Raw genomic sequence first — 15,096 nt, 5'->3', positions numbered from 1 at the left:
GCCAAGGATGAGGGATAACTTAGCCCCCAATCCGGCCGAGCAGGTATTCAAGCGGCGAAACGTCCTTGCCCTCCGCTTGTCGCCATGCAGCATCGACAAAGCGATTGATCTGAACAGCCGGCAGGCCGGTAGCGAGGCAGGTCGCGTTGATCACCGCCTTAAGATCAGACGCATTGACCTTCCCATCTTCTAGGAATGGGGCCGTGAGAATATCAGCTACGCCCTTGCCGCCGCGCACCACGTCCTTGACGAAGCTGCCGTATGCTCCTCCCGCCTCAAAGCCCTGCATTGCGCTCACGCTGTCGCGGATGAACGGCAGCGTTCCCATGACGGAAAACGCTGTTTGCTTGGCGAGGAACGCCGCCCATTCATCATCCTTGTCGTCTTCGTCGTCGGGTAGCCGGCCACGGATCGCCGCGCCCACCACGGCCTCAAGCGTGAACAGGAACGCCATATCCATCGTCCAGGAAAGCGCCTCTTGTGCCGAGCGCGCGGAAAATCCGTCTTGACCGATTAAACGCTTGGCTTTGGCCGTGCGCTCATAGGCGACGTTGAACTTGGCGAACATGTACGAGCCGAGCGCCGTAAACAGCCGCACAACATCATTCTGGCGCGCGGTGCGCGAGACCGAACCGCGCTCAACCGCCGAGCGATCGGCAAACAGGCCGGATGCCTGGGCGCGCTTCACCACGGCGTCGGCATGGGCCACGGCCTTGGCCTCATCATTGCCGTATTGCCGCAAGCCCTGCCGATATCCCGCAAGCCATGTCGGCACATCAGCCAAATACCATTGCACCTTGGTCATCAGCCAGAAGGCCAGCGGCCCCACGATCTCAGCCTTAATCTCGCCCCAGCGCGAGGCGACCGGCCCTGTCTTCGGATCGGAATAGAAATCGAAGATATCCTTGTTGAACGTGGTCTGACGTGACGCCATGAACGGCGACTTGGCCGCGATATCGCGCGCCATGCTGATCGGATTTTTCGCCGCCTGCATGATGCCAATAGCCATATCCTTCTTGCCGACGACAACCATCGACTGAGACAGGCCGGTCACCTGCATTGCGACCGTCGAAATATTGAAGGCCAATTTAGCCGCGGTGAAGTTCGATTTCAGCGTGCGAGCCGCGCGGCCGACCAGATCGGCGGATTTCAACTCACCTTCCGCCACGTCCTTTAGCCAGATTTCCAGCGCGTCAAAATCGGCCTGCTTTCCGGCTTCCATGAACGCCGAACGGATTTCACCGTTCTGCAGGATACGCCAGGAGTTCGCGACCGGCTCGCTAAGCTCCAGGTCATAGATCACCTGATTGACGTGGCGGTGCAGCACCGACATATCGAGCTCGACATCACGGCCGGAGGATCGCGCGCGCTCCTTGAGGTGACCTTGCCGCGTCTGCGCTTTGCCGAAGCGCCCGGCCTGGAGCGCCTGGGCGATGTTGTTCGCCTCATCATCGCGAGCGAGAGACGACAGGCGCGGATCGTATTTGAGCGGGTAATAGCCGCCCTTCAAGGTCTTGCCGGCGATCTCGACCGGCGTTGCCTCGACCCAATCCGGTTCAACGCCCGTGGCGCGGCGCTCGCGTGCGGCGATATCGTCGCGGAACGATCCGACATAATCCCACACCGATTGCACGAAAGCCGCGTCTTTCGCGTCTAGCGCGGCGATCACCGCCGCGATTTGAGCCTCCGACAAGGATCCACGAACCTTTGGATCGGTGAGCCTCGCCCGGTTGCCAGCGTTGCCGAGATTGAGCGCAACGGCGATCCGCTCCCACTTCGAAAGCGCATAGCCGAGTTCGGGGATATGATCGCGGACGGCCATGCGGCGGCGATCCGCTTTTGAGTAGACGGCATATAGGCTTTCGAGATCGCTCGCCGCTTTCAGCTTGCGCACTGTCAGCCGATCCATCGCCTCATCAATCGGCGTCTTGATGTTGCGATACGCCGCGCCCATGTCCTTGAACCCGTCGATCTCGCGCAGGATCGTGCCGGCGTTCAGCACCAGGTCAAAGAACTGGCGAACCGAATGTCGCAATGCTTCACTCTTGGTCCCGACGCGACCGGGCGGGCGCTTCGGCATGTTGGCGTCGAAGGCCGCGACGACATCGGCAACGACAGCCTCAAGCTCGCGCTGTTTTTGCGCGTCGATCAGCTTGTTCCAGCGTGTCGCCATGTGCTCCAGGTTCTTGAGACTGTCGACCACGCCGCGCATTTCTTCGACCGGCAGGGTTTTGTAGGGACGCCTCGCCGCGTCACTCAGGACGGCCTCAGGAATGGCAAGCTCATTCTCCCGGCCCGCAGCCGTCATTGCGGCGACAAACGCGTTCAGCGCCCCGCGCCGCCCCTCAGCGGCCCCACTCAGCTTGCGGAAGTCGTAACGCTCAAGGATTTCATCGATAGCGCCGAGATAGTCCACCTGGGCGTTCTCGCGCCGGCCAGCGCCAGCGATCCGTTCGCGCGTCGATTTCTTGCCGAGCTTGGCAACGAAATTCTCCGCCTTCTCGACTTCATCGGCGACGTTGCGCGCTTCCATGTAGAGCGCGTGATTGATCAGTTGGCGGCGCTTGGTATCGACCAGCTTCGCTACCAGATCGTTATAGCCGAGCGATGTTGCGGTGCGCTCGCCGCCCTTGATCGTGAAGGCATTTCCCGACTTGCTGACGGCCTCGCGATCAGGAACCGTGAACGTCGATTGCGTCGTTTCGAACTTGGCGTTGTAGGCGTCAATCGCCGTGGCGACGGTATCGGGCGAGGTGTTGCCCTTGGACGCGGCTCGAGCTTTTGTTTCGATGCGGCGGCGCGAGGCGTCGAGCCAGACCTTTTCACGAGACAACATCGCGCCGAGCTTCGCAGCCTCATCAGCGGCCTTGCGTTCGGCGGCGAGGAACCGGCTGGAGTTTACGGCATCACGGACGCGCATGCGGGCAATCGACGCGCGAGCCGACGCGCGAGCCTCTTTCGCGGTCATGCCAAGGCCGGTCCCGGCCACCTCGACAACGGCCTTGAGTTCGGCCGCGATCCATTGCCCGCGCTTGTCGGAATGCAGCGCATCGAGCGCCGCCGCCTCGACCGAGCCGTCAGTCAGCACGTCGCCGTGCCGCTCGCGCATGAGCTTGTCCGTTTCGGCCTCAATGGCTTCCTTGCGCGGCGGAGCCTTTTCGAGAGCCTGGACAAGCTCATCGCCGCTATCGAACCCGAACCACCCGGCAGCGTCGTCAGGGTCAATCCCACCCTCGACCGCGTAAATGGTTTGCATGCCGCGCGGCAGCGTCTTCAAGACGCCATCACCATAGCGCTGCACAAGGATTTCCTTGGACAGCCGGATATCGGGCATTCCTTCCGGCTTCGTTTCGGTGTCCCACCAGCGGCGGTTGCCCATCCATTCCCATGCGCGATAATAGCGATAGGTGTTGACTTGGCGCTCGACTTCCTCGCGCACCTTGGCGCGCTCATCCTTGAACCACTTCTCTTGCGCTCGCTTTACCGGAGCCATCGCCTCGCGCAACAGCCGCGCCTTGGCGTCATCCTCCGCCTGATCGCGCAGCTTGAGGAACGATGCGAACTCGCCGGGCGTTAGGCCCATTTCCTCAGCCGTGGCGAAGATCGGCCCGTGATCGCCGGCCTGCTCCTTGGCTTTGGCGATCTCATCATCCGAGGCAACCATGCGGTCAAAGACCTCGCGAATGCCGTCCGACACCGTGACGTTGAGGCCGGCCAGCCGGCGATAGACCGAGATCAGCCAAGACCGGAATTTTTCGAACGCTCCGCGCAGTTCGATGGACGGCGCTTTGCCCTCCATCAAATAGCTCTCGAACCCGCGCGCCCATTGCTCCTGCATGCCGACATCAACGGCGGCGTCCTTCATCAGATCGCCGGTCGTGCCGTTGGCGAGCGCCGCGTTCACATCGTCGGCGGTCAAGGCCACATCGGGCATCACGCGCATGCCGTCTTTTGCCACAGCGGCGGCGTTCTCGCCCCACCATGCCTTGACGCTTTCCATATCGCCGGCCGCAGTCGCCTCGCCCTTGGCGGCGAGATCGCGAAGAACGGTCAGGAAGTAATGCCCGCTCTCATGCAGGAACGTGGACAGGTCCGCGCCTTCGAACAGGCGAACAACCGTGTCGCCATTGCCGACGCCGCCGCCTGGGAACTGGATCGAGCCGCGCGACCCGCGAACGTCGCCGGATTGCCCGTATTTCTTCCCCTCGTCTGCCTGATCGGACTGGACGGCAGCGCGGATTGTGGCGTCATCATCATCAAGCCCAACGCCAAGGCTCGAAAGATACGCCTCGATTTGATCAAGCTGGGCCGAGTGATCCACCGCAGCTGCGTCAGCGGGAACCGCATAGTCGGCCTCGCCGCGCAATTCGCGGTCGATGGCATCGAGTAAGGCGTTGCCGATGTTCGGAACCTCGCGCCCTTCCTTGACCGCATTGCGGTATTCGGTCGCGACTGGATCGTTCGCCAGAAAGCCGGCGTCAATCGCCGCCTGGGCAACGTCATCAACGCCGTGCTTCTTGCCGCTCGCCTGCCCGAACAGATCGCGCACGCCGTCGACAATGCCGCCGCGCGCCAGCTTGAGCGACTTCTTGCCCTTGCGCTTGATCACAGCAGCATCGCGAGCCTTCAACTTGCCGCCTACGTCATTGATGCCGCCGTAGTCGGAAATGAACTCAAGCAGCGATTGCCGCTTGTCGAGACCGGCAGAGCGGCGAACTCGGGCCTCCGCGAGCGTCCGGTTCAAGGCGTCAACGTCGCGGAACTGCATGCCTTCCGGTATCGATCCGCTCACCTGTGGCAGCGGATAAGCGGCCATGAAGTCCTCGACCGACTGCCCCGAGCGTTCGGCCATCGTGCGATAGAACGCCGGATAAAGCGTGGCCTCAGTCGTGGCTACATCGGTTGACCGGCCGGCCTCGCGCAACCGAGAGACCATAGTGTCATAGATTTGCTGTTCGAAGGATCGCGCGCCCTCATCTTCCAGGCGCGCGGTCTCAGCGGATTGGAATGCTTCATCCATCGCGTCTTGCGCGCGTTCGTTGAATTGCTTGGCTTCCAGCGCCGTGAACTCGTTGGGATCGAACCGCATGTTTTCCATAAGGAAAGCGTCGTGTTCGGTGCCGGCGATCTTCGCCGCATAGGTGGCGGTCGGAATTTGCAGATCGCCGCCGCCCGCAAGCGCAACGTCGAGATCGTCACGGCTCACGCCGTCGAGTTCATCGACCTGGGCGTAAGGATCGACGCCGAGCCCTTGGAAATACGTTGAGAACTGTTCGGCCGGGACATAGACATTTTCCACGGGCCCGTTCGCGGTTGCGGCCTCGACAAACTGGCGGAACTTGTCGGGCGTGCGAGCGCGAACAGCCGACGCCTGGGCGTTGGCGGATATCTCGCCAAGCTGGGCGACCGTTCCATCAGCGGTCTTGGTCTTGCGCCGATTGGCTGCAAACTCTCGACCGGCCACGCCCATGTCAACGGGCGCGGTGGCGATCTCCGCGACACCTTCCGCAACGATGTCGTTCCAGTCGACTGGCTGACCAGCCGCAACCCGCGCGCTGTACTCGCCGGCAGAGCCGAGGATCGCCTGTTGAGCGCTTTGCGCTATCGCTTCGACAATGGGATTGTGAGACGCGGCCTTGCCGGCGAGACCACCGGACAGCAAATCGAAAGCGCCAACGATTGCGCCGCGAATGACGCCGCGCTTTGCCGCTTCCTCCATAAGCTTCGGATCGGACAGAACGCGCTGCACGTCCTCAGGCTTGCCGAGGTCGATCCCCTTTTCTGCGAGGAAGTCGGCCGGCGCAGTGTAGCGCTCCGTCACGTAGGAGCCGCCACCGAGAACGCCCACGCCAAGCGCCGGGTTGAACCGGCTAGCAACGAGCGCCGCCGCGAGTTGCGGCGCGCTTTCGCCGGCCGTCTCCAGAGCCCACGACAGACCGCCGACAGGGTTTTGAAGGAACGCGGTCCCGAAATTGGCAATCGCTTGGCCGGCCGTCGCATCCTTGACGATTGCGGCCTTTTCGAACGACTGGGCGGTCGCTGATTTTGGCGTTGCCGCAAGTCGGTCTTGGCTGGCTTTGACGCCTTCCGCGAATTGCACCGCAGCCACGTTGTCATCCGCGCCGATCATGTCGGCGTAGCGGGCATCTACCCAGCGCCCGAACGCGCTGAGGTATTCCGCGCCCGTCCAGGTCTCAAGCGGATTGCCCTGCATATCCTTCAAGCCGGAACTGGTTTTCTCTTCCTGGAGGATTTGCTCGAACGGCTTAGAGCGGTCGCGGTCGCGGCCGGCCGTCTGTTCGAACATGAATTGATTGCCCATCTGGCTAAGACGATCACCCGAACGTGACAGCGTGTTCGCCGCGCCGCGCCCGAAGCCTTCGAACCAGGACAGGTTTTGCAGATCATCGCGCGCGAGCGCCGCATTGTCGGGGCTGCGCAGCCATTCCGTCAACCGTGGGTTGGATGACAGGATGGTCTTGTTCTTCTGCTCTTCTATTTTCTGCTGAAAGACGTTCCGGTACTCGCGGACCATTGGCAGCGGCGGAACCGGGTTGCCTGTGGCCTTGCCGAACTCGTTTGCGAGGTTCAGATCGCCGGCTATTTCGTCGGGCTTCTCGTTAACCGAGCCGAGCACGACTTGCGCCGCACCGACGCCGTTCTGTTGCTGCTTATCTTTCCACGCGTTATAGTCCGCGATTGTATCCAAGATTGATCTCCTTTAGGCGAATTTTTCTATGGGTGCAGAACGAGCCGGAAGCCTTGCCGATAGCCGACTTCGACAACGGAGACGCCGGTGTCCTTCAGTCGAGCGCTCAGGCCGTCAAATGCTTTTCTAAGCGCGCGGTACATGACCGTCGGCGATGGCCCGCCGTCTGGATCGTCGGCGTACAATGCGTCGAAAACTACATGGCTCATCACCGGCATGCCCTTGCCGCGCCAGACAGCTTCAAGAAGGGCAGCGGCGTGGCCGCTGATGCGACGCTCCGCAATCAAGTCGCCAAGTGCCGGGGCAGACACAGACTGGTTGCAGCAGGGGCAGGTCACCGTATCGCCTTCGACTTCCGAGCCTTTGCCCGGCGTGCTGCGGCCTCGCGGATTTCCGGCGCACGGGCAAGCAACGCGTCCTCTAATCGTTGAGGCTTCGGCGGCTGTGGTGGTAGCGTCGAGCGCAGCCATGCAATGTGTTTCACATGGGCCAAGAAGTCATCCAGCGGCCAGTTTAAAGCCGCCTCACCCAGCCCCTCTTTGACGTCGTCAAGCGGCCCAGGCATCAGCGGTATCCCCGACGCTTGGCTTCCTTGATGGCCGCTCGGACCAGTTTCGGGTTATTGCCTGCACCATGGCGCTCCAAGCTTGCGACGACACCAGGACTGACTAGCTCCAGGTCTCGGATGAATTGCCGCGCAATGGTAAGATCGGCGTCTGTTACACCTGCCGATGTCAATTCGGTCATGCTTGCAGCAAAGCCTGCCTCGATCTGTTCGGGTGTTGGCGGCGAGAAGCTATCGGCGCTCTGGCGAACGATAGTGAAAGCTTCCTCAATCGTCGCAGTATCGGTTCCAGACGCGCGGAAATCCTCAGACAGCGCCGCCGTCGCCGCTTTCAAGGCGCTAGCCCGCTCAGTGTCGCCGTCCTTCATTGCGTCAAGCGTGAACTGATCCAGTTCACCGCCAACAGCGCGCTCATAATCTACGTCCTTCCGAGCCGCATCATCCCTGAAAAGGATCGACGCGGCGTCGTCGTCTTTACCGGCAGGAGGCGAGGCCTCGGCCTTGCGCTCGCTCGGAAACATCGCGGCGGCGGCAGGGTCAGGCTTGCCGTGATTTCCCGTCAAGCGCTGTTCCGCAGCTGCATGTTGCGCCTGGGCCCATTCCGGCACCGACGCAGGCTTTGACGGCGCATCATTTGGGAACAGGATGCTTGCGTGATCAATCTCAGCCATCACGCAGTCTCCTGTTCGTTTTCGGCTGCGAGCAAAATGACCCATGCCGAAGTCGCGATTTCTGTCACGGACTTGCCCGGGCCGGAGAGCCGCGCACGGCCATCAGCCAGGCGGATCAGCTTATCGATCGCCATTACTGCGAGACCCATCTGCCCTATGGGTCCGACCGACAAATTGACCTGCGCGCGTCCCAGGTTTTGCCGGATAAGTAGTTCTTCGGCTGCGATCTCAGGCAAGGATGCGGTTATTTCCGCAATCGCCGCATCAATGCGCTTGGTGGCGGCAAGGAGGCGCTTTGCATGGCCTTTCGCGGCGTCGAAGTGTTTCCGGCGCTCAGCTTCCGCCTTGGCCTCGCGAGCGGCGGCTTCGGCCCGCTGCGCTCGTGCCAATGCGCGATTGAGTATCAGGCGATCGACGGCCAACCGTTCGATGCGCTGGTTTATCTCAGCGGCCTTCTTGCCAGCTTCGGGTGCGCCGGCCACGGCGTCGGTCGAAACTTTGCCGAATTCGGCGTCCAGATCAGCAACAAGGATGTCGAGTGCGCCGATCTTCTCCAGGATTTGCGATGACGTGATGGTGGTCATCTTAGGCCACTCCTGCCCAAGCTGCAGCGGCGAGTTCGGCGATGGTCTTTTCGCCTGCGATGGAGGGCTTCCCAATCGCATCCAGCGCAACCAGAGCTAGACGCTCCTGGTAAGCGCGTGATGGATCAGACTTGGGGCGAAGCTGCCTGATTTCAGCCTCAGCGGCTTCGATGACGGCTTTGGCGGCGCGAACCTGACCGATCAGCGCGTCAAGCTCAGCGGCCTTCGCCTGGATAGTCGCAATATTGGTGGCTATGTCAGCCATCGGTTTCCCTTTCTCTCAGGTGTTGCGGCGGACACTCAAAAATCCGTCCTCAGCGTTGTCGTAATCTGTGTCGGCAAAGCCCTGCCGATCCGGGTATTGCAGGATGGGTTGATACGGAGCCGGCAACCTCGGCGCTTCCCAATCGGCCGAGACAGCCGGCGAAGGCGCGGGGGCCTGTTCCGGCTTCGGCGCGACCTTCGTCTTTGGGACAGGTTCGGGCGCTGGAGACACCGGCTTATCTTGAGGCGCATCCGTCGCCGGCACGTCCAAAGCTTGAGCGCGCGATAAGCGCGCAAGCCGATCGGCAAGGCCGTCCAAGCCCTTAACCTCCAGCGTATCGCGGAATGCGGCGACCGATACATGCCGCCCAATCGCCTCTAGGCGGCGCACGCGATCAGAGAGCTTAACTTTCCTGGCTACGCCGATCTGCTTCCGGTCTTCACCTCGACCGTCGAACAATTCCTCAGTCTCGACACCAGCAACTAACCCGCGCCGCCAGACTTCCGGCCATTCGTGGACCGGCAGAAGACTGCCCGTCTCCTCCTCGTAGAGGTCTGCAAGATCGGCCTCGACTTCCTCGTGCAGCCGCTTGAGAAGGTAATCGGCATCGACCCCGACGCGATCAAGCCGCTTTTGCTGTCCTTGCTCAATCGCAGCCAGTATCTCAGGATCGTCCAGGAGCCGAGAGGCCATGGCATGCGCCGACGACGATGCATACCCAGCGCGCAACGCGGCTTCTGTGGCCGTTTCCGACCTCAGATATTCTTGAATGAACCGCCGTTGACGATGCGTGAGTGCCATAAGGCAACGGGTATCAGCGCATGGTTGTTGACAGTTTCCGGCTTGCACAAATTAGCATTTTTCCACCTCAGCATGAAAAAGCCCGCCGTCGCGGATCATCGCGAAAGCGGGCGAGAAGGGAGTGGCGCGTCAAGGCATCTTCGCCCTGACGCGCTCAACAGCGATTGGCGTTAGGCTGCTAAATCAACGCGACGCCACGGAAGACGGCTCGGAGATACATTCCGTAGAAAACGGACGATATCCGACCGGCCATATAGACGATGCCGCTGAGCTCCCAAAAGCACTACGGGCTGACCAAGTCGGAGGCTAAGTGCCCCGATAAGGTCATCGGCTTCTGTGTGGTTTTCAACGACGTGATCCCGTACCGAGGCTACGGCAAAGTTCACGCCCTGCTCTTTCACAAGAGCGATCTGCCACTGTGCCATTATGCTGCCCTCCGCTTAGCGGCGGCGAGCGCCTCACTTTCAGGGAAACGAAGGCCTTTCAGCACTTCATTGACGCGGCCAGGGTTGACCCCATATGTCGCCGCGATGTTGTGCTGAAACCGTCCATCCCAGTGACGAAGCCAAACGTCGATGGCGTCATCAAGGGTTAGTCGGTAGGGCGGTTCATTCTCATTCATCGTATAAGACTTTCTTTATGTCCCATACGGTGGGGTACGTTTTCCCTCTTGACACGCGGACTCTTGATGTCCAATTAATGTCCGGAGTGATCACGACCCCACCGCAAGGTGGCTTCAAAAAAGGCCCGGTTGGCGTTGACGCGCCTTCCGGGCCGCTCGTTGTCTACCGTTAACTTCCGGTAAACCTGTCGAATTTGGGTGAGGTCTCGCGATTCTGCAAGGCCCCTATGCAAATTATTAGGTTAGCCGATGAAAATCGTTCGGCGGTGAGAAATTTTGCCGTCGTTCGGGATGATCGTCCCGGTCGCCTGATCTGCACTACGAGGCGGCGATTACGTCGCGTCCGAGAGCTTCACGATCTGCTGTCTGGCAACCCCGATCGCGGTTGAGACGCGCTGAGACGCGCCTCAGCACATTGTACCTTATGCACTCATATACTCGCCTTTATAATCCTCTACACCAAAGTCACGCATGCAATGGTCAGAGACGCGTCTCAGCGCGTCTCAACTACCAATCAGCCATCCTCTCTTTCGGTTCAATCGCTTTCCTGCCCGCGATGTCGATACCTTCGTAAATGCGAACTTGCTGCCCCTCGACCCTTGGTCGACTTACCTTTAGACCCGACACAACAGCGCGCAGATCGCGCCCGAATGATTGAAGGGTTCCGGCTTCCTTCCTCCCGTTCGCGTCGCACCAAACCTTCCACTCCTCGAAAACGCGCTCTGGCATGCATTGCAGACCGGGCGCGACGGTGCAGTGCTGTTTCACGAATGCCGCGACAGGAGAGCCGAGCGCTTCAAGCTCGTCTATCGCGTCCCGCGCGCTCTCGGGCTGGAGGAAATACCCGCGTTGCCGAAGTCTAATGTAGCCGGCCCGCGCCCAATTGAGGATGCCGGGAAGCTCGCCCAGGAGCCTGTTTCCAAGCCCGCGATCCTCCCTTCCGAAGAACGAGTTCTCCATCGTCAGGACGACGAACCGCGAGGCCAGCGCGCCCGAAGCATCGGCAAGACGCGGCAGTTCGTTGGTCATGATGACGAACCTGATCGGAAGCCTGCCAGTCCAGGCCGGCAAGAACTTGCGATCAATCGTCAAACTGTCCTCGCCCGAGATTGAGAGCAGGCGTTCTGCAATGGCGGCTTGATCCGCGCGCGAGCCGAGACGAGCGTCACCTATGATGCCGAGCGGCTTCCCAATCAGCGGTGCGAGGCCAAAATTCGTCGCCAGGCTCGCCAATGTCGGAGCCGCAACGCTACCGTGGCCAAGCAAACCAGTGAGGACACGTGCAACCGTGCCTTTGCCGGATCGCTTCGGCCCGACGATGAGCGCTATTTTCTGTTGTGACGTATCGGGCGCAAGCAGATAGCCGAACAGGTCTTGCAGAGTTTCGATGGACTGGCGGTCGTCGGGCCATATTTGATCTAGGAAGCGCAGCCATTCGGTCGGCTCTGGAGCGTTCGGGTCAAACGAGACATCGGCAGCGTTCAGGCCGAAATAGGCAGGCGTCGGCGCGTGGAGCGTTCCGGTGGGCAGATGCAGCAGCCCATTTTCGACGGCCAGCAGTTCGCCCGCTGGAAGCATGTCACCAGACGCCAACCAAGCCGGTGTCTCGACACTGGCCGGCAGATTGCATGCAGCCGACAGTGCCGCGAACACATCGCCAACCCGTGAGCGATTAGGCTGGAAAGGGCCAAGCTCCTTTTCCGGTGTGTGGCATAACGCCTGATCCAGAAATGCCCATATCGCCGCGTGAATAGCGTCATGATCGGCCTCCCGGTAGCACGATCCGTTCCATTCGTAGAACGATCCGCGATGGTGATGCAGAGTGCGCAGCCCCTCTACGGCATAGCACGCCGTCAACAACTTGCGCGCAGATGGCAATGGGTCGCGTCTATCAAGGATCAGAGCCTTGCCAGCATCTTGGCGGATTGTGCGCGCCGCAGCCACGGGCGATGCGGGCTTCGGGCGCTGCGAAGGAGCGGCAGCGGGCTCAACTGTCTCAGCGGGCTTCCCTGCCGGTTTCTGCTGCGATGGCGACCATGGCCTTGCGGTCGCGCGCATGAAGGCGTCAAGCTGATCTTTCGACCAGCCGTCATCAATCGCGTCGGCGCAGTCCCACCCCTTCTTTGTTGGGCTCTCCCCTGCTTGCCAATCGGAAAATGAATAAGCCATGCGGACGTTCATTCGTCGTGCGCCTACTCAAATGTCGTCATTTTCAGGAGCCGGTTCCACATCGACCGGCACAGGCTTGGCCTCATCCTCGAATGGTACTGGCTTTGGGCCACGACGCGGGAACGGAACAACGTTGTCGTCAACAATCCGGTGGCCGGTCTTGGCGCAGAAAATGATTTCTTCGGCCATCTTGATCACGCAGCTGCGCTGGTCGACGCCATCGGTTCCGAAGTGACGCTGTTCGCCCAGCGATCCAATTCCGAAACATCGTAGACGACACGGCGCGTCCCAGCCTTCCGGAAGGCAGGCCCACCTCCGATCACGGCGAGCTTTGCCAGCGTGCCGTTGGACCGGCTGATGCCGTGCCGTTCTCTGAGATAAAGCGAAGCCTCAGCGCGCGTTAGGCGGGGAGGAATATTCGCAAAGGTCAACATTGGTCATGCCTTTCTTTTGATTACCCGACATGACTTTTCGTTACCAATGGTTGTGACCACCAACCGGAAAACCACAATAACATCAATGATCGCGAACTAAGCTGATGATTTTTCGCGCATTGCCGGATGGTCAATTACAGCTGCACTACGCGTTTCGCCCATCATCCGCGATACCTCATCGGCCACTTTATCGGCGGCGGCGGTCAGCACGGCGTCAACGCGTGCCACATAGCCGGCAGTGACGCCACCGGCAGAATGACCGAGGAGTGCCGCCACAGTCGGAAGTGTGAGGCCTAGACCGTCCGCCGTTGTCGCAAAGCCATGCCGCAAGCCATGCAGCGTCAGATTGGCCAGCGCAGCGCGGTCGACCTCTTTCAGGTCGGCATGGCGCACTATTCGCGAATAGGCCTTTGGCAAGCCACCAAAGGCTGCATCGCCCTTGCGCTCTGCCGGGAACACAAAATCGCCGCGCTTTTTGCGTTCTCGGATCGAGCGGAGCAGATCGACAGCCGCGCGGCTCAATGGGCGAACGCTCTCCCCCGTCTTACTGTCCGTCAGGCGCAGGCAGCGGCTACTCAGGTCGATCTCGGCCCAGCGCAGGCCGACGACTTCGCCACGCCTCATGCCGGTCAGGGCCGCAAACCGAACCGCATTGACGGCCTGCCAAGGTTCAACGTTCGCCCCGGCTAACGCTAGCGCCCGACCAAGCGCAGCATACTTGGCAGGGAAATCGGAGAGCTTGCGCTTGCCGTCTGCCGGCAGACGAAGCCCGTGCGCCGGGTTCCTCTCGATCAGGCCAAGCGACACCGCATGAGCGAGGACGCCGGATAGCAAACCTGTAGTCCGCTTCGCCGTGCCCTGCCCTCCGGTAACGATGGCGCGCCCGCGCTTCTTACTGGTCTTCACGTTCGCGGCTGTCTTGCCTGCCTTCACCGATACGAAGAACGCACGAACGTCTGAGGGCTTCAAATCAAGTACGACACGATGCGCCAGCAGAGGAAGAATGTGCCGCTCGATCCGGCCCGCATCGGTCGCTAGCGTTGATGCCCGTTTGGCGGCATGGCGGCGCGTAACGATGTTCCCGGCCTCCGTTTGGATAAGATAGTCCGCGCACAGGTCTTTCACGGTCCATGCCGTTCGGTCGATGCCCCGTTGATCGGCAGGATCAGCGCCGCGTGCAGCCGCCGCGAGCATCTGTCGTGCTTCGTCGCGTGCCTCGTCTGGCGTCAGCACTCCATAGCGCCCGACCGTCACGCGGCGCGAGCGGCCATGCTTGTTGCGGTATTGGACGAGGAAGGACTTCGCGCCGGATGGCTTTACCCTCAGCCCGAAGCCGGGCAGGCCATCGTCCCACAGAAACACATCGCCGGCAGAAGGCGACACGGCGTCGATGATGCGCTTTGTGAGCTTAGGCATGAAACCAAATTCCCCAGGTAAGCAAGAGGTCAGCACGGGTAAGCAATCTCAGGTCATGTCCAGTAATGACCGCTGCTTACCGAGTACCGGGATTTGGCTGTGTTCGCAAGGCTTTGGTTATGTCAATCCACTTCGGGTAAGCTTGGGTAAGAACTCGTCTCCTGCCCTCCGAAGGCAGAGGTCACAGGTTCGAATCCTGTCGGGTGCGCCATTCGAAGCAGGTCCGTTCCGGCCACATAGTTTACGGTTTATACCCGAGAAATGGATAACACTTTTTGGCCCGAAGGGGTTTTGGAGTGGTTCGAGCCTGCATGTCTCATCATCGAAGTATCCCAAATCGTAGTCCATGAAGCTGGCCAGCCAGATGTGGTCCTCGACCTGTTTTGATGCCGACGGTCTGGCCGGCAAAGACGAGGCTGAGATTGATCTTCTTTCGCTGTCGTTGTAGCGCGTGAGGATCTTGTAGCCGGTCTTGCGCGAGATGCCGAATTCCCGGCACACATCGCTCATGCCTTCCCCGTCGAGAAGGCGAGGTACAAAAACGAAGACGTTCCTCCATCACCGAATACTTCTCTCCACGGTACGGCACAATTTTAGTTTGTGGGGATAATTTTGGGGGCGTGGCCGCACCTGAAATGCAAGATGCAGTGATGGTCTCGCCTTTGCTGGATTTTGGTTCAGCGTTTTTGGAGTTCCACACCTCCAGCTCGGCTGGCTCAATTTTGAGTCTCCAACGTTGCGAAGAACTTTTGCAAGGATTTCTGCGGTGTGACGGAATGATCGTCTTTGACACGTCGGGACGGGTTACGGCATATCGCGTTTTTTTCCGACCAATAGGTGACGCGGTAGCAGCCGCGACG

9 protein-coding genes and 2 pseudogenes are annotated in these 15,096 nt (G+C 60.6%); all 11 read right to left on the bottom strand.

The window, feature by feature from the left end; translation table 11 throughout:
- Nucleotides 1–19: 19 nt before the first annotated feature.
- A complete protein-coding gene (locus NKI54_RS10020; protein WP_352691384.1) occupies nt 20–6,709 on the bottom strand; it encodes an LPD22 domain-containing protein in 6,690 nt (2,229 codons plus the stop codon).
- Nucleotides 6,710–6,735: 26 nt separating this feature from the next.
- Nucleotides 6,736–7,179: a hypothetical protein gene (locus NKI54_RS10015; protein ID WP_352691382.1), complete on the bottom strand. Its 444-nt coding sequence runs from the start codon at nt 7,177–7,179 to the stop codon at nt 6,736–6,738.
- A 94-nt stretch (nt 7,180–7,273) separates the two neighbouring features.
- Nucleotides 7,274–7,945 (bottom strand): hypothetical protein, encoded by a 672-nt coding sequence (locus NKI54_RS10010; RefSeq protein WP_023720465.1) that lies wholly within the window; start codon nt 7,943–7,945, stop codon nt 7,274–7,276.
- On the bottom strand, nt 7,945–8,529 hold the full coding sequence (locus tag NKI54_RS10005) for a hypothetical protein (protein ID WP_023720466.1): 585 nt from the start codon (nt 8,527–8,529) through the stop codon (nt 7,945–7,947). Before NKI54_RS10005 ends, NKI54_RS10010 begins: the two co-directional genes overlap by 1 nt.
- 1 nt (nt 8,530) lies before the next feature.
- The gene (locus NKI54_RS10000) at nt 8,531–8,794 is read right to left on the bottom strand and encodes a hypothetical protein (protein WP_352691377.1); all 264 of its coding nucleotides are present in this window, start codon (nt 8,792–8,794) and stop codon (nt 8,531–8,533) included.
- A gap of 15 nt (nt 8,795–8,809) precedes the next feature.
- On the bottom strand, nt 8,810–9,595 hold the full coding sequence (locus NKI54_RS09995) for a terminase small subunit (RefSeq protein WP_023720468.1): 786 nt from the start codon (nt 9,593–9,595) through the stop codon (nt 8,810–8,812).
- A 1,129-nt stretch (nt 9,596–10,724) separates the two neighbouring features.
- Complete coding sequence (locus tag NKI54_RS09990) at nt 10,725–12,398, bottom strand: DNA primase family protein (protein WP_352691373.1); 1,674 nt, start codon at nt 12,396–12,398, stop codon at nt 10,725–10,727.
- Nucleotides 12,399–12,413: 15 nt separating this feature from the next.
- Nucleotides 12,414–12,575, bottom strand: coding sequence for a hypothetical protein (locus tag NKI54_RS09985; RefSeq protein ID WP_352449508.1), 162 nt, complete (start codon nt 12,573–12,575; stop codon nt 12,414–12,416).
- A 341-nt stretch (nt 12,576–12,916) separates the two neighbouring features.
- Nucleotides 12,917–14,272, bottom strand: coding sequence for a tyrosine-type recombinase/integrase (locus tag NKI54_RS09980; RefSeq protein WP_352691369.1), 1,356 nt, complete (start codon nt 14,270–14,272; stop codon nt 12,917–12,919).
- 237 nt (nt 14,273–14,509) lie between these two features.
- Nucleotides 14,510–14,675, bottom strand: a pseudogene (locus NKI54_RS09975) (IS481 family transposase); the annotation flags it as partial.
- Nucleotides 14,645–14,820 (bottom strand): annotated as a pseudogene (locus NKI54_RS36485) (helix-turn-helix domain-containing protein); the annotation flags it as partial. The pseudogenes NKI54_RS36485 and NKI54_RS09975, both read right to left, overlap by 31 nt.
- Nucleotides 14,821–15,096 lie beyond the last annotated feature (276 nt).

It is taken from the genome of Mesorhizobium sp. M0663, assembly GCF_040320585.1.
Classification (GTDB): domain Bacteria; phylum Pseudomonadota; class Alphaproteobacteria; order Rhizobiales; family Rhizobiaceae; genus Mesorhizobium.
Note: the sequence above shows the minus strand (reverse complement) of the source record. Positions and strands in the feature narration are given on the sequence as shown.